Raw genomic sequence first — 18636 nt, 5'->3', positions numbered from 1 at the left:
TCAGTGTGCCCGGGTCGCCCAGGCCGGCTGCTGGGGCTCGTCGTTGTGCACGACGATGTCGGCGTGATCGGTCGGATGGACCGTAGCGAAGTAGAACTGTTGGGAGGGAATGTAACGTTCGCGCCAGCGGCGCTCGACTTCGGCCCGGGATGACACGCGGTGCTCTCGGATCACGGCACGATCCACGGTCGCGTCGAGGGTGGTCGAGACGAAGATGCGTAGGTCCCACCGGTCGATCAGCTCCGGGCGCAGGAGGAAGACGCCGTCGAAGACCAGCACGGCGTCGGCGGGGGCAGTCGTGACCGGCGGGGAGAGCGCGCTGTCCGAGGTGTGGTCGTAGACGGCGGGTTGGAAGCGTCGATCGCCGTCCGGGCCGAGCGGATCGAGCAGGACCCGGTTCAGCGCGTTGTGGTCGTGGGTGTCGAAGTAGCACCCTTCGGCCGAGTACTCGGCCGTCCTGGCCGAGTCTGTCGAGCACTCGTGCTCGGTGGCGCAACCACCGTTCCCCATCCTGGCCATGTCCCCAGCTTTCTGGCGGGCGCTCGGGCTGCTCACCGCAGGCGCGGAGGTGTCCCACCTTGCCGTCGCTTACAGTCCCCTTCACTCAACGGCAACTGCGGGAAGTCATTGGGCTATGGCGATCGCGTCAACGGCTTGGAGGGTATGGGGAGTGTCAAGTTAACGGCTGATCTTGGTTGTTGAGGTGGTCAGTGGTTGGCCGGGGTGAGCCGGCCTTCGAAGGCGATCTGGAAGGCGTTCAGAGGTGCCTTCCAGCGCATGGTCCAGCGCCGGCGGCCCGCGCCGGTCGGGTCGAGGCTCATCAAGGCCATGTAGACGCACTTGAGTGCGGCTTGCTCGTTCGGGAAGTGGCCACGAGCTCGCACGGCCTTGCGGATACGGGCGTTGACCGACTCGATCGCGTTCGTGGAGCAGATGACCTTGCGGATCTCGACGTCGAAGGCGAGGAACGGTACGAACTCCGCCCAGGCGTTCTCCCACAGCTTCACGATCGCCGGATACTTACGGCCCCACGCCTCGGCGAACTCGAGGAACCGCTCGGTGGCGGCGTCCTCGGTCGGTGCGGTGTAGACCGGCCGCAGCGCTTTGGCGATCTTGTCCCAGTCCTGCCGGGCGGCGTAGCGGAACGAGTTGCGCAGCAGATGCACCACACACGTCTGCACGATTGTGCGCGGCCAGACCGTCTCCACCGCCTCCGGCAGTCCCTTGAGCCCGTCACAGACCAGCATGAGCACGTCGGCCACGCCGCGGTTCTTCAACTCGGTGAGCACGTGCAGCCAGTGCTTGGCGCCCTCGCCGCCGTCACCGGCCCAGATACCGAGGATGTCACGGTGGCCGTCGACGGTGACCGCCATGGCCAGGTAGATCGGCCGGTTCGCGACCTGCCCGTCCCTGATCTTGACGTTGATGGCATCGATGAACACGACCGGATACACCCGGTCCAGGGGCCGGTTCTGCCACTCCGCCATGCCGTCCATGACCTTGTCCGTGATCGTGGAGATGGTCTGCTTGGACACCTCAGCGCCGTAGACCTCGGCCAGGTGCGCGGCGATCTCCCCGTGGGTCAGGCCCTTAGCAGACAGCGACAGCACCATGTCGTCGACACCGGTCAGGCGCCGCTGCCGCTTACGCACGATCTGCGGCTCGAACGTCCCCGCCGCGTCGCGTGGGACCCGCACCTCGACCGGCCCGACGTCGGTGAGCACCGTCTTGGTCCGGCTGCCGTTACGGGTGTTCCCGCTACCCCGACCCGCCGAGTCATGCCTGTCGTAGCCGACGTGGTCGGTGATCTCCCCGTCCAACGCCGATTCGAGGACCCGCTTCGTCAACTGCTGCAGCAGCCCGCCCTCGCCGGTCAGCTTCAGCCCGTCCCCACGAGCCCGATCGACCAGCATCGCGATCAACTGCTCATCCGTGACCGCACCCACCGGCCCCACGGCCGGCTGTCCCACGGTGGCCTCGGTCGTCATCTGGCGTCTCTCCCTTGATCGGTCAATCAGCCGTTATTTGTACAGTCCCCAGGCAACCGAAGCGATCACCATCGGCGACATCTACACGGAGCCTTTTTCATCGTGCGTAGCGGTTCGCTTCGGCGTGGTGTAGGACGAGGATGGCTTGGATGATCGCGGTGGCTCGGCGTGGGCAGCAGCGCAGCTTGATCAGGATCTTCCAGGTCTTGAGCGTGGCGATCGCTCGTTCTCCGCGGGCGCGGATCTTCGCGTGGGCCCGGTTCACGGCCTTCTGCCTGCGTGACAGCTTCGGCCGGAAGCGGCGCCGCTTGAACGGCGTGCGCACGCTGCCACGGGCGCCTTGGTAGCCCTTGTCGGCGAAGGTCATCACGTCCGCGTTGGTCAGGGCATCGAGAATGCCGTGACTGCGGGCGGCGGTCAGGTCGTGTGCCGAACCGGGCAGTGCCGGTGATGCCCACACGAGCCGGCCGGCGGCGTCCGCGATGACCTGCACGTTCACGCCGTGGCGTTTGTGTTTGCCGCTGTAGTAGGGCTTCTGCTCGGCGACCCGGTCGATCGGGATCAGCGTGCCGTCCAGGATCGCGTACGCCAGCAGACGGATGCGTCGCATCGCGGTGTCCAGGTCGTCGGCTCCCGAGCTGAGCAAGGCTATCGCCTCCTGGACGTAGCGCCAGGCGGTGGCAACGCCGATCTCGAAGCCAGCCGCGAGTCGGGTGTAGGTGTCGCCGTTGCGCAGATGGGCGAGAGCGAGCAGCGCCTGCCGGCCGGGTTCGAGGCGCCGCCACCGGGATCGGCGCTGCTTACGGTGGCCGCGGATGCGTTCGGCGAGGTGGTTCAGGGTGCGGCTGGACAACGGAATCGTGGCGGGGTAGGACAGCATGGCGAGGCTCCCGGTCGGGGCTTCGAGTCTTGGTCGACAGCTGTCCTACCTGGAGCCTCGCACCCATCGATCACCGGCCCTGCCGCACCCACCCCGAGCTGCAAGATCAGCTTGAAAAAGGCTCACGGATGCCCCGCCCCTGATCCATCGCAGCCTGTAAGCCCAGTTCCGGGACGCTGGAGGACGCTTACTCATTGGCCGGGCGGCGGGCTTACGAGTCAGTCCGCTGCCCGTGCTATCTGCGCCGCCAACTCGCCCACTGGCAGTTCGCCATCGAGGACGACCGTTCCAGCTGGCAATCCGCTCGCCGCTGCGACACACCGGTCAACCTGCGCCAACCGCCATGCGCGTACCTCCGCGTCCCGGCCGGGATCATCCGGCCAGATCGACTGCGCCTCGCAGCGCTTCCGCAGGACGCCAGCGGTGACATTAAGAAAGTAGTGGTCGACGCGAACGCCCCGCGCACGCAAGCCGCCGAAGATCTCGTCCAGGTACGCCGGTACGACGACCGTCATCGGGACCACCAAATCACGGCCATACTCCTCAAGCAGGGATACCGCCGTGTCCACCACCCCGCGTCGCCACACCCGAAGATCCTGAAAATCGCCGCCGGGCGGCAGCGACACGATCTCCCGGAACATGAACCCCGGCAGTTCAGCATCAAACAGCAACAGCTGCGGATGATTCTCGATCAGCCGTTCCGCAAGGGTAGTCTTTCCCGCGCCGAACGCACCGTTCAACCAGATCACCCGCACGTGCACACCTTCCGTTCTATGTGGCATCCGATCCTGTGACGGTAGACGACAACAGCACCGGACGCGGACTCAAACGCCACGTCCTGCAACTCTTGCCGTCCTCGGCGTTCCCGGCCTCGATCCGTCCAAGGGTCCCGGTCTTTCGTAGTGTACGACTTTGAAGGCTTCCTGGACGACATGGCGCAGCCGACATTAAGCCCGCGCCCGCTGGTTCCACCACCGTAAACGACTCGCAATCCTCGGACGGAAACCACCTTAGGTGAGGCAATCGGAACTCTCGGTTGTGGGATTGCGGCTGTCACGGGAGTGTCGGAATCGCCGGTCGTGGCACCCCTTTCGGGGGTCAACGACTATATCTCAAATCAATTAGTCTTCGCGCTCGTAGAGCAGGCCCTCGGGAATCGGTCGCTGGCTGCGCCTACCAATCGCCCAACCCGCGTATTCAGGTGACGTCCGCCCCATGTCGATCTTGGCAATAGCGGGAGGTGCCTGCGGCGTGTCATGCCACCCAGGGATCTCCCCGGCTGCTGCGATGACCGAGGCGGCGAACGCCCGTACTCGGCATGGAGTCGGATTGCCGCATGCGGCGCAGGTCGTGGTGGTTGTGTCGTGGCGCTGATACAGCTCGATGGCGGTGATATGGGTCAGGGTGCCGCGCAGGGTGGGAATCGGTCTGTTCATCTCGCCGCCCCTTTTCGTCTCGGCCGCCATGGTGGTCAGGGTGCCGGTGGCGTCTGGTCCTCGTGAGGCATCGACGTGCCGGTGGACTTACTTGCCGTTGGTCGGTGCTCACGTTGGTGGGCAGCGCCGTCAGAGTTACGGAAAAGAAGTCGGAAGCGGGCCTTGGAGTCGGTGTCGGCGAGGGTGAGGGCCTGGTCCAACATCGACTGTGCCGCGAGGTTCGGGGTTGCGGGGGTGGTTCCGGTGTTCCCAGGCTGTGACGGCCCCCGGGGCTACGCCGAGGTGTTCGGCGAACGCTCGAATGCTCATCCGTAGCGCCTCGCGTAGCGCGTGGATCTCGCGTCTGGTCCACCGGCCGACGACGGTCGGTCCACACCCCTTGCACAGGGTCGGGGAAGCAGCGGGGACTGAGGTGAGTGGTGCCGGCTGTGTGGTGGAAAGTTGGCGTTTCTGGTCGCTGGCCAGTTCGGTCTGGGTCTGGAAGTCGCGCATGAGTGCGTGTGCCTGGTCGTAGACGGCCAGCAGCGCTCCGTTCGCGTGGAGGGTGGTGTTGTCCCGGCCGTTCTCGACGTTGGCGATCTGGCTGCGGAAGTTGCGGATGAGCGCGGCGAGGTCAACCTGTCTCAGCCCGGCGGCGGTGCGCCAGTGGGCCAGATATCGGCCGAGGTCCTTACCCGCCTCCGCTAGGTGGGCGGGGGTGATTCCGGCGGCCGTGCTGATGCGGCGCGGTGCGGACCGAACATGCCGACGCTGGGGCCGCGCAGGTGGTAGCGGCGTCATCGTGACCGCCTCGGTTGCGTGACCGAGTACTTCGGTGCTTGACCGGCCACCGTCGGCGTACCCACCACGGCCGGAGCGACTTCTGTGAGCACCTCACCGGCGGGGTTGATCAGCAACCGGGCCCGTCCGGCCACGACCGCGACATGGCCGGGCGGCACAGCGTCGTGGTACACCACCGTGACCGCCGCATCCCCGGGCATGCTGACCTGCACCACCGCCCTCTCTGCGGTCATGCCCAACGGCACGGCGCCATCCGAACTTGCAAGGGCGGCTGCTGGAGGGACGGTGACAGTTGGCAGCATCGCCGGGTGGACGTCGGATACCGCCACCTGGGACGGCCCCACGGATGGGGGCGGCTCGGGGGAAGCGGCGTCGGGGTCGTTGGCGTGGCCTTGGATGATGAAGAAGCCGAGTTCGGCGTCCGTGGCCTTGTTCAGTAATGCGCGCAGCGCGGTGCGGTAGTGCGCGGACGGCCATCGGGTCTGTAGGGTGGGCCGCCCGGCGAGGTGCCTGCTCATCGAGCAGGTCCTTTTCCGTGCGGCCTCCCTCCGAACCGGGCGGACCCGTTTCCGAGTACCCGGCTCTCCAGTGATCATGGCGTGAGTTCGGTTGGCGTTGCATGGATGAGGTCATGGCAGTGGTCGCAGACCACGAGGGTCTTGCGGCGCTTGTTTGTCATGATCTTTTCCCATGCGGGCTGTGCCGGTCCGGCCGGTGTGAGATCAGCCAACCCTCGGATATGGTGCACTTGGATGTTTTCCGATTGTTGGCATAGCTCGCATCTGCCCTTACGGAGTCTCTGGATGAGTTCCTTGTGGGCGTAGATCGGCCGGGTCGGCTGACGGTCGACGAGGGTCGCCGTCTTCTGTCGTTTGAGCGGGATCCCGCCGAACCGTGCGACCAGTGAACTCCTGCTGTCGCGGTCGAGGCGGGCCTCGAAGCACGTGCGCGGCCCGTACGGTGTGACGGTCTTGGCCTTGTGTCTGGCGGCCATTCTCGACACCGTCGATTTGTGCTTACGGGCCAGGGTCTTGAGCATGGATGTCTCCATGACCCAGCGCAGCCGGTGTAGCCGCATGACGTCACCGGCCAGCAGGTAGTACTGGACGATGCCCCGGTACTCGGCCCCGTACTTCGCCACGATGGTGAAGTCACCCTCGTTGACGAGTGGGCAGCGGCAGGCGGGTGTGCCGCGGGCCATGTAGTGGGCACTTTTGGCGGTGATCACGTCTCTGGGCACGTGCAGGGCGACGACACCGTTGACCGACCGGCGGTTACGCCGATCGGTTGCCGACGGTCGTCGGGTCCTGCGGTCGCTGGCAGCGACGCGGATCTCGTAGCCGAGGAACCTGGCCCGCTGGCTACGGGCATGGGTGATTAGCGTCTTGTCCTGCGAGAGGGTGAGCTTGAGCTCGTCTCGCAGGAACGCCGCCAGACGCTGTTTGATCTCCTCGGCTTCGGCCTTCGGTCCGACGAACCCGAGCAAGGTGTCGTCCGCGTAACGGCAATACTTCAGCCTGCGGTAGCCGGGGTCCCGAGGGTCCTGGCTGGGCAGGCTGTGCAACCGCCGGTAAAGATCACGCGCGTGTGCGCGGTCACCCCGCCGGCGGGCCGTCACGAGCGCGTACTCCACCTGACGGTAGGCCGGGTTACGTTCCCGGCGTTTCCCTCGGGTGTATTGCGGGATCAGCACCGTCTCCACGAACTGATCGAGGCGGTGCAGGTAGATGTTCGACAAGATCGGCGAAGCGACGCCGCCTTGCGGGGCGCCCGACAGCGTCTCATGCCAGACCCAGTCCTGCAGGTACCCGGCGGTGAGCATGGCGCGCACCAGCCGCAGGAACCGGTTGTCGTGGATCTTCTCCGCCAGCGTGTCGATCATGACCGTGTGGTCGAGCGACCCGAAACAGTCGGAGACGTCTCCCTCGATGAACCAGGTTGTTCCGCTCCAGGTGTTGGCGATCTCCCGCAAAGCGGTGTGACAGCCGCGCCGTGGGCGGAACCCGTGGGAGCGGTCGGAGAACTGGACGTCGTAATACGCCTCCAACAGCAGGCGCACGACCTCACCGACCAGCTTGTCCGACCACGTCGGCAGGCCAAGCGGGCGCGTCTTGCCCTTCCCCGACTTCTTCGGGATAGGCACCCGCCGCACCGGGCGGAACCGGTACCGCTCGAAGCGCATCGCCTCGATGATCCGGTCGATCTTGCCCAGCGACATGCCGTCCACGGTTTCCTGTGTGACCCCGGCCGTCATCGCACCCTTGTTGGCGTAGACGCGGCCGTAAGCCAACAGATACAACTGCGGGTTGAACATCTGCCGATACAGTTGCTCCAGCGGCAGGCCACGCCTACCGCGCTCACGCAGGACATCCAGCACCGTTTCGGCGTTCTGCATTACGCATACCTCCCGGCATCAAGACACCCGATCACCTGGCCCACTTCGCCCTGCGGACGGCTTTCCCGTCCTCCTCGGCCGGGCGTAACTCCGGCGACTACTACTGGGCCTCCGTCGCCATAGGACTCGCGTCCCGTAGGCGATCCCACGTTCGTCCTGGTCATACGTACGAGCACGACGTAGGCGTCCCACTCATCTCCTTGAATGCCCTCACTGGACATCGCTCCATGGCCCCGAAGGTTGCGGCGTACTGAGGCGAACTTGGCCGCAGGGCTGGCACCGGTTTCAGACGTCTTTCCGGCGGAGGGGAACTTTCCTCTTCTGGAGATTGGGATTCAGGCCATCCAGCCTTCGCCATATCGTGCGGGTCCCTCAACGCACCGTCCCCAACGTCTGGACCCGGCCGCTGATTTCCTGGCATGCTGCGGTCCCCTTCACCTTTCGGATCCAGGTAAGCCATCGGACCCAGGAACCTCCCTCCGAGTTCCTCCCGGCTGCGCCGGGGATACAACCAGGCGCCTCGTGGCGCACGGCCGCGTTCCAGGTTGCCGATGTAGTGGCCCGCGATGGCGAAGCGCTGCCCGGCGTGCTCGTACAGGTAGGCGTTGACCGCTTCGGCCAACTCCTGGCGCGACAACGGCCGACCCGATCCCGAAGGAGACCGCAGCGCCAGTCGTGCTGCCCGCAGCAACTCGTTCGGTCCCGGTCGATAAGCCATGGAAGTAACTTCCGTTCCTTGTGCGGTGACTGTTGGGGCGAGAGTCGCGGACAGGTGGAGGTCTCGGCGGGTACGACGACGACCGCGCGACGTTGGAGTTCGGCCACGACCTACCCGGGGCTTCTGCCTGCGATGGGCGTAACCCGCGACTTCAATGCTCGGCAATGGTCACGGTCGGCATGTCAGCTCGCCGTCCGTGTTGACAGCCAACTGAAGTCACCCTGCTCGGCACCCATCAGCTCCGGCCGTGTTGCGCCCGGCCGCCGCCGAGGCAACCGGGCCGACAGCAGGAACACCTTCGCCGCCGCTTCGTACTCCGCGCACGGGCCGAGCACCTTGCACTCCACACACAACCCGTCCCCGCTGGACACTGCGTGTCGGTCCAACATCGATTGCGCATGATCGATCTTCTGACCGCCGTGATAGGTCATCGCCATGTCACGAACCCCTGCGTCCGTGGTGGAGCAGGTGAACTGCATCCTCGATTGCCCTTACCCGTAAACCGGCCTGCCGGTGCGGCGTTCGCAGTCGGGGTCGTCGGCCTCGATCACATCGCCGACCCCCGAACGTGATCATGAGCCGTGCCCTGCGTGCTGATGGAGATCGCTAGTCGTCGCGCCGCAACACGGACACCACCGACTTTTGACCTTGAACGACCACAACCCTGCGAGGTAGCCCACCAGCAACGCGGCGAGCGTGGCTCCCAACAACATGCAGCACCACCTCCTTCGCGGATCAGGGGGCCAGAGCGGACGGGCTTGCAAGCTGAACCGCCCCGGCCTGCCGTCTGGGCGAGATCATGACAAGTCTGCGGGAAACGCCCAACTGTGCCGTGGAAGCCCAACACGACGAGAATGGCACACATATCCGTAGGATACAAGTTTGTGGATCACGCAAACTTGTAGGACACAGAACCGGGGATCGCGGACCAGTCATGATCACCTGGTTGCACCTCACCGATCGTGTAGCGGACGATGGTCAGCGTGACGACGAGGCACGGGCCGACACTGCGGGCGCAGTGGCTGGGCCAGCAGATCAAGGAAATTCGCGAAGGGGCCGGAGTCACCCTGAAGCAGGCGGGTGAGTATCTGGAACGCGACCCGTCGACCGTGAGCCGGTTCGAGTCGGCCGAGTACCCCATCCGGCGTGCGGATCTACTCGCGTTGCTCGACTTCTACTCGGTCAGCGATCAGCGGCGCCGCGCGGGTCTGCTGACCTTGCGGGAGGAGGTGTGGCAGAAGGGCTGGTGGGACGGCTTCGCCGACGCGGTGGATCGACGGTTCATCGACTACGTGTGGCTCGAATCCCGCGCCCAAGCGATCCACTCGTTCGATGGCACCCTCCTGCCTGGCCTGCTCCAGACCAGTCCGTACGCCGAGGCAGCGATTCGTGCAGCCGATCCGGACCTTGGAGACGAGCAGGTCATGCGGGCGGTCGAGCTTCGGATCATGCGTCAGCAAGTGCTCACCGGCGACAGGCCAACGCAGCTTCGCGCGATCCTCGATGAGGCCCTGTTGCTGCGCGCGGTCCTCAAGCCCGAGGCGATGCGTGATCAGCTTCGACACCTCAGCGAGTGCGCCCACAGGCCGAACATCGAGATCCGGGTACTACCATTCAAAGCGGGTGCACACGCCAGCCCGGCGGGCGCGTTCAAGGTGTTCACGATGGTGGAGCCGTACCCCGATGTCGCGTACACCGAGACGCTCGGCGGCGCGATCTACGTCGAGACCCCAGGCGCTGAACGGTTCGCCCAGACGTACGATCGGTTGCAGCGTGTGACCTTGACACCGGAAGAGTCAGCCGAGCGCATCTCGGCAGCGACAGAGGAGATAACGTGAAGGCAGCAGAGACGCACGCGCCGGGCCGTCCGGACCTAGCGGGCGTCGCCTGGCACATCAGCACCAAGAGTGACAACGGTGGCGCGAGTTGCGTCGAGGCTGGGCCGCTCGCCGATGGAAGCGGGCGGGTCGCCGTGCGGCACAGTCACCACCCCGACGGCTCCGTCATCATCTACACCCGAGCCGAGTGGGAAGCGTTCATTGGCGGGGTCCGCGAAGGCGAGTTCGACTTCTTCGACTAGGCACACGCCGTGACCGGCTTAGATGACAGGACGGACGGGCGACTCCCATCACATAGAGGGGGTCGCTGTTTGCTTTCTACCTGCTGCTACCGACAGTCATCTCGTCGTCGCGGGAGCATCAAGGCAGGTGGGGGTACACAGGTCCAGGGGTGCCCCTACCTTGATCAACCTTTCACCGGCGGCTGGACGCTAACCCGTAGGTCCCGACGAGTCGAAACTCACCGCCGCCGACGGGCCGCCCGCATCATCAGCTCTGGTCCAAAGCAGGCGGTCCGGCGCGGCGTTGGACGACGAGGTAAAGGCTGGCCACGATCTCCAGGCCGTCGACACTGATCGGGAAGGCATAGGCTTTTCAGCCTGTCTGGCCGTGTTTGATGGCCAGCTCGGTCATGTGAGTGAAGGAGATCGCTCCGGCCACGATCGCCAGGACGGCAACCGTGAGCCAGGTCAACGCCCGCAGCACCTTGTCGGCACGGCTGATCATCAACCCACCCCCTCAGCCGAGAAGGAGGGCACCGCGAACGGCGGGACCAAACCGGCGGTAGGAGCGGCGGGGGCAGAGCAGACGGTGGTGGTTTGGCGCTGCCAGCAGCCACGGCTGGTGGTCATTACCTGGCAAATCAGGGCAATGGGCGGGGATGAATATGCGTCATATCCCGGGATGGGGCTCGCGGGCGGCGGGCGGTCGTCGATGGCAACCCGCGTCGGGTGTGCGACTGTGACGGACCCGACTGCCTCGGCCAGGCGGCCGAGCATCTCGTCGCGGGTGCCCTGGTCCATGTCCTGCCCCAGCCTACCCGGTTACATAGTTCCCCACGCGCCGCGCGACGGCTGCTCGCCGCCGCCCGCGAGCAATGTCTCCTGCGAGTAGGCGGCAGGAGCACCGGCAGGTTTGCCCGGTCCGCCAGGGCGGACCGGGCAAACCTGTGTTGCGCGCTGGCTCAGTTCTCGTCGTCGGCAGGAGCCCGAGGCGTCGGCACCTCGATCAGGTGGCGCGGCGCACCGTCGATGTCCGTGTCTCGGTTGGCGGCGGTGCGCTCCGCCACGTCGCACACGTCGGCGTCCATCCCGATGGCGCGGCGCGTGGTCGGCCGTCGGCCGTCGGCGTTCGGCGTGGCGCCCGGTCGGGGCGCCCCGGCCTATCCACGCCGACCTGCACGCGGCGATCAGGACGGCCCGTGATCGCGAGCCGGCACGGGATACGGCTCGCTGTTCGAGGGCAGCGACCTAGTCCTCCTGCCAGACGTTCAGGGCCCAGGCGAGGACGTACCAGACGCAGACGTACTCCCGCCCGGAGGCGATTCCGGCGATGTGGCAGGTGATCGGGTCGGGGAAGATACCTTGGAGCCCCCAGTGACCCGCCGCGGCCAGCGTGACCGGCGCGGCACTCACCGCCGACTTCACGGCGGTGACCGGGGCGGCCTGGGCTGCCCCGGCCGTCGTGCCCAGGCCACTGGCGACCAGGGTGGCCACCACGATCGTCCGGGTCAGTCGCTGCCGCAGCGATTGTTTGCGCATCGGGATCTCCTCCCACGTGCCCGGGCCGGATGTCCGGCCGGGGCGTCCGTCGATGAACGATGCGTTACATGCTGCGCCGAGGACGGGCTCTGGTCGTCGGCCCACGACCTGACCGCCGCGTACACCAGGCGGGTGAGTCCGGCCGCCCGGGTCCTCCGGCAGGTGGACCCGGTGCGCGCCCGGGTGGGAACTCAGCCCGGGGCGATCCCGGATGGCCATGCCGGCCGACCGGGCCCGTTACTCGCCGGCGGCCTCCGAGTTCGTCGAGTCTGGACGCGCCGGTCGTGGAGAGCTATGGATGGTGTGTCGTTGATCAGCCACCGCCGGTGTGGTCATCGACCGTGGGGATCCACCCACCACGTCCGGCCTGCGGGCCCAGCAGGCTTGCGCCGACCGCCGGCGAAGGTTTCCGCAGGTCGGGTCGGGGCGGCAGAATGTACGCGTTTTCTACCCATGCCGGGCGCACCCGCCGCCTGCCAGGATTCGGGGCGTGACAGCCCCGCCAACGACATCGGCCCCGCCCCCATCGCCCGCGCTGGGGCACTGGTGGGCGGCGGCTCTCACGCTCGGCGAGCGCCTGTCTATCGGCACGCCCGCCCGGCACGCCGTCGAGCCGGGCGCCGAGGAGCGGATCCCCCGGGGGGCCGACCAGCGGTTCGAGGACTGGCGGCGAACCTGTGAGCAGGCCGGTGCCGGCCAGTTCACGCGCCGGTTGGCGGACGCCGGGGTCGACGAGGCCGGGCTGCGGGCGCTGCTCGCCGAGCCTGCCCCCCACCTCGCGGCGCGTGCCGTGCGCCCAGGGTGGGCAGGGTCGGTGGAGCGTGCCCTGCGGAACCCACCGTCGGCGCGGGTCGACCCCGAGGCGCGGGGTTCCGATGTGTTCACGGGCGTGGTACGCCCGTTCGTGGCCGACGCCTGCCGACAGCTGACGGCGGATCCGCTGCCGGACGTCGTCGACGCCGAGACCCTCGACGAGGCGTACGCGCGGCGGCTGGGCCGGCGGCTGGCGGCCCTCGCCGCGCCCGTGCTGGTCACCGAGTTACATGCGGCGAGCCGGCGCGGCGAGCTGCGCGGTGCGGACGGCCGCGAGCGGTTCGCCGACTTCGTCCGGCAGCTTGCCGCCCCGCACGGCCTGGCGGCCCTGCTGACCCGGTACCCGGTCCTCGGCCGGTTGCTCGAACAGTGTGCCAGGCACGCGGTCGAGAGTCGCCGCGAGCTGCTTGCCCGGTTCGTCGCGGACCGGACGGCGGTGGTGGATGCGCTGCTCTCCGGGCGGGACCCGGGTCGCCTGGTCGCGATCGACGACATGCTCGCCGACCCGCACCGTGGCGGCCGTTCGGTGGCGGCGCTGGTCTTCACCGACGGGCGGCGGGTGATCTACAAGCCGCGGAACATCGAGGTCCATGAGCGCTTCGCCGCGCTCGTCGGCTGGCTCAATGGCGCGTTGCCCGGCATCGGCCTGCGGACGCCGGCGACCGTTGTCCGCGACGGCTACGGCTGGGTGGAGTTCGTCGCCGGTGAACCGGTCGCCGACCCGGCCGCCGCCGAACGCTTCTACCGGCGGCAGGGGGCGTTGCTCGCACTGCTGCACCTGGTGGGCGCCGTCGACATCCACTGGGAGAACGTCGTGGCCGCCGGTGACCAGCCGGTCGTCGTCGATGTGGAGACGGTTCTCCATCCGGTGACGCCCGCTCCCTGGCTGGCCTCGGATCCCGCCGCCCACCGGCTCGCGTCGTCGGTCTACCGCACCGGCGTGCTGCCGATGATGCTGGTCGGTGACCACGGGGCGGCCGACATCTCCGCGCTCGGCGGCGACGGCGCGGCCCCCGGGGGCACGGAGTTCTGGGACGAGGCCGGCACCGATCGTATGCACCTGGCACGTCGGGGCACCGTGCTGACCAACCGGGGCAACCGGGTCCGTCTGGACGGTGTGGAGCGCGACCCGGCCGACCACGAGACGGACCTGATCGCCGGATTCCGGGCCGTCTACCACGCGATCATGCGGCAGCGCGTCGACGTCGGTGTGCTGCTGCGTCGCTTCGCCGATGCCGAGACGCGCGTGGTGGTCCGCCCCACCCAGCTCTACCGGACCCTGCTGCGCCAGGCGAGCCATCCGGCGGTGCTGCACGACGCGCTCGACCGGGACCGCGTGCTGGACGCGCTGTGGGTGCCGGCGGCACAGTCGCAGCCGGATTCGACCGCGCTGGTCCGGCACGAGCTGGCCGAGCTGTGGTCGGGCGACGTGCCGCTGTTCGCCACCACCCCGGCCGAGACGGACGTACGGACGGCGGACGGCACGGCGGTGGGCGGGCTCTTCGAGCGCCAGGGGTTGGCCGGCGCGTTGGAGCAGCTCGACGCGATGAGCGACGCGGATCTCCGGGACCAGGAGTGGATCATCTCGGCGACGCTGGCCACCCGTCGTCAGCCGTCCGGGCACCGGTGCGGACCGGGCGTGCAGGGCCGGGAGACGGCCGCTGAGCCGGCGCGGCTGCTGGCCGGGGCCCGGGGGATCGCCGACCGGCTGGTGGCGTCGGCGGCCCGCCGGGGCGACGACGTCAACTGGCTGGGGTTGGAGCTGGTCGAGGAGCGCCAGTGGCTGGTGCTGCCGATGGGCGCGGGACTGGCCACCGGGTACACCGGCGTCGCTCTCTTCCTGGCCGAGCTGTGGGTGCTGACCGGCGTGGAGCGGTACGCGGCCGTGGCCCGGTCGGTGGTCCGCCGGGTGCCGCCGCTGCTGGCCGCGCTCGCGGGCAGCGACGCGGCGGTGCGCGCGGTGGGCTGCGGTGGCCTGGCCGGCTTCGGTGGTATCGCCTACGCGCTGGCCCGGCTCACCAACCGGCTCGGCGACACCGTGCCGGGGGAGGGGACGCGATCCGCGATCGGCCTCGCCGACCGCTGCGTCGCCGCCGACGCGCCGCTCGGTGTCAGCACCGGGCTGGCCGGTTGCCTGGCGGCGATGACGGCGGTGCACGACGAGATCGGCCTGCCCGAGGCGTCGCGGACCGCCGACCGCTGCGCGGCCCTCCTCGCGGAGCGGGCCGACGAGTCGCCCGACGCGCAGGGGTTCGCCGCGGGAACCGCCGGCATCGGCTGGGCGCTGGTGCGCCACGCGCGATCCGCCGCGGCGGCGCCCGGCGCGGCCCGGCTCGACGCGCTCGGCGCCCGCCTGCTCCGCGACGCCACGACGGCCGGCGACGAGTACGGCTGGTGCGCCGGGCGGGCCGGGGTGCACGCGGCCCGGTACGCCGCCGGCCTGCCCGAGGACCCGGCGGTGCTGGCCGGGTACGCGACCCGGCCGGTGCTGCGTGACCTCAGCCTCTGCCACGGGGAACTGGGCGTCCTTGAGGCGCTCGCGGTGTGGCGGGGCCGCGAGGCCGCGCGGATCCGCCGCCGCCGGGCCGGTCAGGTCTGCGACATGATCGCCCGGACCGGAGCCGGCTGCGGCACACCCGGCGGGGTGGCGACCCCCGGACTGCTCAACGGGCTGGCCGGCATCGGGTACGGGCTGCTCCGTGCCGGCTTTCCCGAACAGGTCCCGTCGGTGCTCCTCTTCGGGTCCGCCAACCAGATGTCCCCTCGGTCGCAACCGCAACCGAGGAACCTTTCGAAAGGATGAGCCGCATGTCCACTGTGAACGCCGCGGAAGACACCTGGCCGATGGGCGAGCCCGCCGGAGCGTCCGGACCGGCACCGGCGGCCCGGTCGCTGGCGATCCGCGCGGCCACCTTCGGGGCGGGCGTCGCCGCACTCCTCGGCGTGGCCGCGGCGACCGGTCCCACCGACGTCGCGCCGCTGGCCGGCGACAGCGGGTTCGTCGTGCCGTTCCACACGACCTGCTGCCCGGGTGACCCCAACACGGTCGAGTGACGCGTCGCAGGGTAGGGGGCGGGCCGCCGTCGACCTATGCCGATGTGGACAGTCTCTACTAGGATCTCAATGGTGTACGCCCGTGCTACGGCTGTGGTGGACAGAAAAACCGAGCTGGGCGCCATCCACCAGGCGGTGGATGGCGCCCGCGCCGGTCGGGGTGGGGCGGTCTTCATCACCGGCGAGGCCGGGATCGGCAAGTCGCGGCTGGCCGACGTCGCCGTCGAGCACGGTCTCTCGGTCGACATGTGTGTCCTGCGCGGTCGCGGCAGCACGATCGGGCCGATTCTTCCCTTCCGGTGCCTGACCGAGCTGCTGCTGTCCCTGCGCCACTCCGGCCAGCGGGTCGACATCGCCGAGCTGGGACCGTACCGGCCCATCCTGTCCCGGCTCGTGCCGGACTGGCACGACGGCGTCGCGGTCAGCGGCGCCGACGACTCCCTCGTGATCATCGCGGAGGCGGTGCTGCGTCTCACCGCCCTGGTCGCCCGGGATCGTGGCTGCCTGCTGGTGCTCGATGACCTGCACGAGGCCGACGCGGAGAGCCTGGCAGTCTTCGAGTACCTGATCCATCACATCGAGCGGCAGGCGACCCTGCTCGTCGGGGCGTTCCGTCCGGACCCTGGCGCTGCTCCGGAGCTGGCCCGGTCGTCGGTGCAACGTCGGCTGGCGAGGGTGGTGCGGCTGCGCCCGCTGAGCCGGGACGGGGTCCGTGATCTCGCCGCGAGCTGCCTGGAGGCGCCGCCGGCCGAGATCGGAGCGTCCGTCGTGGACCTGCTCTGGGCCGGCAGCGCCGGCAATCCGCTGCATGCCGAGGAACTGCTCAACGACCTGTGCGACGGTGACGTGCTGCGGCGTACCGGGGAGGGCTGGCAGGTGGCCGGTCCGGTGCCGGTCGCGTTGCCGATGACGCTCGCGCCGAGCCTCGCGCACCGGCTCGACCTGCTCTCCGCGGAGGCCCGCGAGGTGCTCTCCGCGGCGGCGGTCCTCGGCCACCGCTTCCCGCTGGCCGTGGTGCAGGAGGTCACCGGGCTGGATGACCGGGACCTGCTCGGCCACGTCTCCGGCGGGAGCGCGGCCCACCTGGTCGCCCCGGACGAGCAGCAGCCCGACTGGTACGCGTTCCACCATCCGCTGCTGGCCGAGTCGCTGCGCGGTCTGCTCCCGGCGGCGCGACGGGCCGCGCTGGCGCGGCGTGCCGCGGACGCGATCGAGCAACTGCATCCCGGGCTGCCCGGCGAGTGGTGCCAGCAGGCGGCGACACTGCGGGTCACCGCAGGCGAGCACGTCGCCGCCGGCCGGCTCTTCACCGAGGCGGGCCGACGGGCGCTCGCCCAGGGCGCCGCACGCTCCGCGGTCACCCTGCTCGAACGGGCCGAGGAGATGCTCGCCGCCGAGGGTGACGTGGAGGCGCGAGCGGACACGCAGGAGGCGCTGCTGCTCACGTACGTGGAGGTCGGTCAGGTCGAGCGTGCGCTGGCCTCGGTCGAGGGGCTCGAACGGCTCGGCGGTGTGCTCGACCAGCGGCGACGCTCGGCCTGCCATACCCGGCTGGCCTGGGCGGCAATGATCGGCGGCCGTCCCGACAGCGCCATGGCCCAGGTGCAGGCCGCCCGGGCGCTGCTCGGCGCCGACCCGGATCCGGCGGCGGCGGCGCGGGTCGACGCGGTCGAGGCGCATCTGATGCTCGACCAGCAGGGCGGTGGGTACGCCGCCGCCGAGGCGCTGGCCCGCCGGGCGGTGACGGTGGCCGAGGCGGTGCCGTTGCCCGACGTCGCCTGCCAGGTGTGGCAACTGCTGGGCGCGGTCGTCCGGGTGCGCGACCCGGCGGAGGGCACCGCCTGCCTGGAACGCGCCCGGGCCATCGCGGTGCGGCACCGGCTGCCGATCGCGGAAGCCGACGTGCTGGTGCGGCTCGGCAACGACGACGCGCTGCACGACGGGACGCTCGACCGGTTGACCCTGGCCCGGGACACCGCCCGCCGGCTCGGCGTGGTGACGGTCGGATACCAGGCCGAGTCGAGCATCGCGCTGCACCTGGTGCTGATGGGCCGGTACGCCGAGGCGGAGCGGCTCATCGACAACATCCTGCCGGACACGCGGCGGCTCACCCTGCTGGAGACGACGCAGTACCTCCTGCTCTCCCGGGCGATCCTCGCCGCCCATCAGGGCCGGCGGCGGCCGATGGAGGAGGCGTTGACCGAGTTCCGGACGGCCGGGGGCGACCTGCCGCTGCACGCGCCGAGGGTGCACGGTCTGGTCCGCGCGTTCTGCGCCCTGGTCGAGGAGGACCGGCCCCGGGCGAGGGCGGACCTGGACCGTGGGCTGGCGGCCGAGGCGCGGAGCCCGACGGTCTTCCCGCTCAGCGGCCGGCACGGTCTCGATCCGCTGCTGCGGGCCCTCGCCGGTGAGCTGGACGAGCGGGAACTCGGGTCGCTGACCGGCGCGTCGGCCGGCCGGCTGCGCTGGGACCGCCAGTTTCTGCTGCTGGCTGAGGCGGTGCTGGCCGGTCGGGCCGGTCGGGTGGCGGAGGCGGTCGCCGCGGTGTCCGAGATGGAGAAGCTGAGCGAGCCGTACGAGATGAGCCGCCACCTGGGTCTGCGTCTCGTCGCGGAGGCGGCGCTGGACGACGCCTGGGGCACGCCGGTGCCGTGGCTGCGCGCGGCGGAACAGTACTTCCACGGCACCGGCATGGCCCCGGTGGCGAGCGCCTGCCGCGCGCTGCTGCGCCGGGCCGGTGCCCCGGTCGGCCAGCGGCGTCGCGGGGTCGAGGAGGTTCCGGCGCAGCTGCGCACGGCCGGGGTGACCGTGCGCGAGTTCGAGATCCTGCGGCTGCTGCGCGAGCGGCTCGGCAACCGGGAGATCGCCGAACGACTGCACCTGTCGCCCCGGACCGTCGAGAAGCATGTGGCCAGCCTCCTGGTGAAGACGGGGCAGACGAGCCGGCTGGGACTCAGCCGGCTCGACCCCTGAT

General features: G+C 69.3%; 15 protein-coding genes and 2 pseudogenes. 5 read left to right on the top strand and 12 right to left on the bottom strand.

What is annotated here, in order from left to right:
• The 9 genes and pseudogenes from ACQPYA_RS18170 to ACQPYA_RS18130 all read right to left on the bottom strand — a co-directional run.
• A pseudogene (locus ACQPYA_RS18170) lies at nt 1-450 on the bottom strand (uridylate kinase); the annotation flags it as partial.
• 257 nt (nt 451-707) lie between these two features.
• Nucleotides 708-1913: an IS256 family transposase gene (locus tag ACQPYA_RS18165; protein ID WP_433533476.1), complete on the bottom strand. Its 1206-nt coding sequence runs from the start codon at nt 1911-1913 to the stop codon at nt 708-710.
• A 172-nt stretch (nt 1914-2085) separates the two neighbouring features.
• Entirely contained in the window at nt 2086-2868 is a 783-nt protein-coding gene (locus ACQPYA_RS18160; protein ID WP_433528275.1) for a transposase family protein, read from the bottom strand.
• A 218-nt stretch (nt 2869-3086) separates the two neighbouring features.
• Nucleotides 3087-3623, bottom strand: coding sequence for an AAA family ATPase (locus tag ACQPYA_RS18155; RefSeq protein ID WP_433528274.1), 537 nt, complete (start codon nt 3621-3623; stop codon nt 3087-3089).
• Nucleotides 3624-3989: 366 nt separating this feature from the next.
• On the bottom strand, nt 3990-4334 hold the full coding sequence (locus ACQPYA_RS18150; protein ID WP_433528273.1) for a hypothetical protein: 345 nt from the start codon (nt 4332-4334) through the stop codon (nt 3990-3992).
• A 105-nt stretch (nt 4335-4439) separates the two neighbouring features.
• Nucleotides 4440-5084 carry a helix-turn-helix domain-containing protein gene (locus tag ACQPYA_RS18145; protein WP_433528272.1) on the bottom strand — a complete coding sequence of 215 codons (645 nt, stop codon included), beginning with the start codon at nt 5082-5084 and terminating at the stop codon, nt 4440-4442.
• The gene (locus ACQPYA_RS18140) at nt 5081-5602 is read right to left on the bottom strand and encodes a hypothetical protein (protein WP_433528271.1); all 522 of its coding nucleotides are present in this window, start codon (nt 5600-5602) and stop codon (nt 5081-5083) included. The genes ACQPYA_RS18145 and ACQPYA_RS18140 overlap by 4 nt, the downstream gene beginning before the upstream one ends.
• A gap of 74 nt (nt 5603-5676) precedes the next feature.
• Nucleotides 5677-7479, bottom strand: coding sequence for a reverse transcriptase domain-containing protein (locus tag ACQPYA_RS18135; RefSeq protein ID WP_433528270.1), 1803 nt, complete (start codon nt 7477-7479; stop codon nt 5677-5679).
• A 900-nt stretch (nt 7480-8379) separates the two neighbouring features.
• Complete coding sequence (locus tag ACQPYA_RS18130; RefSeq protein ID WP_433528269.1) at nt 8380-8634, bottom strand: hypothetical protein; 255 nt, start codon at nt 8632-8634, stop codon at nt 8380-8382.
• Between the two features lie 546 nt (nt 8635-9180).
• On the opposite strand from ACQPYA_RS18130, the gene ACQPYA_RS18125 reads away from it, so the two are divergent.
• Together ACQPYA_RS18125 and ACQPYA_RS18120 are read left to right on the top strand one after the other, a co-directional pair.
• Nucleotides 9181-10035, top strand: a complete 855-nt coding sequence (locus ACQPYA_RS18125) for a helix-turn-helix domain-containing protein (protein ID WP_433528268.1) — start codon at nt 9181-9183, stop codon at nt 10033-10035.
• The gene (locus ACQPYA_RS18120) at nt 10032-10277 is read left to right on the top strand and encodes a DUF397 domain-containing protein (protein WP_433528267.1); all 246 of its coding nucleotides are present in this window, start codon (nt 10032-10034) and stop codon (nt 10275-10277) included. Before ACQPYA_RS18125 ends, ACQPYA_RS18120 begins: the two co-directional genes overlap by 4 nt.
• 352 nt (nt 10278-10629) lie before the next feature.
• Here the strand turns inward: ACQPYA_RS18120 and ACQPYA_RS18115 are convergent, their stop codons facing one another.
• From ACQPYA_RS18115 to ACQPYA_RS18105, 3 genes and pseudogenes are all read right to left on the bottom strand, one after another.
• Entirely contained in the window at nt 10630-10761 is a 132-nt protein-coding gene (locus tag ACQPYA_RS18115) for a hypothetical protein (protein WP_433528266.1), read from the bottom strand.
• A gap of 182 nt (nt 10762-10943) precedes the next feature.
• Nucleotides 10944-11057 (bottom strand): annotated as a pseudogene (locus ACQPYA_RS18110) (uridylate kinase); the annotation flags it as partial.
• A 447-nt stretch (nt 11058-11504) separates the two neighbouring features.
• Nucleotides 11505-11795 carry a hypothetical protein gene (locus ACQPYA_RS18105; protein WP_433528265.1) on the bottom strand — a complete coding sequence of 97 codons (291 nt, stop codon included), beginning with the start codon at nt 11793-11795 and terminating at the stop codon, nt 11505-11507.
• Nucleotides 11796-12285: 490 nt separating this feature from the next.
• Between ACQPYA_RS18105 and ACQPYA_RS18100 the strand changes: the two genes are divergently transcribed.
• The 3 genes from ACQPYA_RS18100 (at nt 12286) to ACQPYA_RS18090 (ending at nt 18635) form a co-directional block, all read left to right on the top strand.
• Nucleotides 12286-15411, top strand: coding sequence for a type 2 lanthipeptide synthetase LanM family protein (locus tag ACQPYA_RS18100; protein WP_433528264.1), 3126 nt, complete (start codon nt 12286-12288; stop codon nt 15409-15411).
• Between the two features lie 5 nt (nt 15412-15416).
• Entirely contained in the window at nt 15417-15662 is a 246-nt protein-coding gene (locus tag ACQPYA_RS18095) for a hypothetical protein (RefSeq protein WP_433528263.1), read from the top strand.
• A 93-nt stretch (nt 15663-15755) separates the two neighbouring features.
• A complete protein-coding gene (locus tag ACQPYA_RS18090) occupies nt 15756-18635 on the top strand; it encodes an AAA family ATPase (protein ID WP_433528262.1) in 2880 nt (959 codons plus the stop codon).
• The last annotated feature ends 1 nt before the right edge of the window (nt 18636 follow it).

The sequence above is a fragment of the Micromonospora sp. CA-263727 genome (genome assembly GCF_050942455.1).
Classification (GTDB): Bacteria; Actinomycetota; Actinomycetes; order Mycobacteriales; family Micromonosporaceae; genus Micromonospora.
Note: the sequence above shows the minus strand (reverse complement) of the source record. Positions and strands in the feature narration are given on the sequence as shown.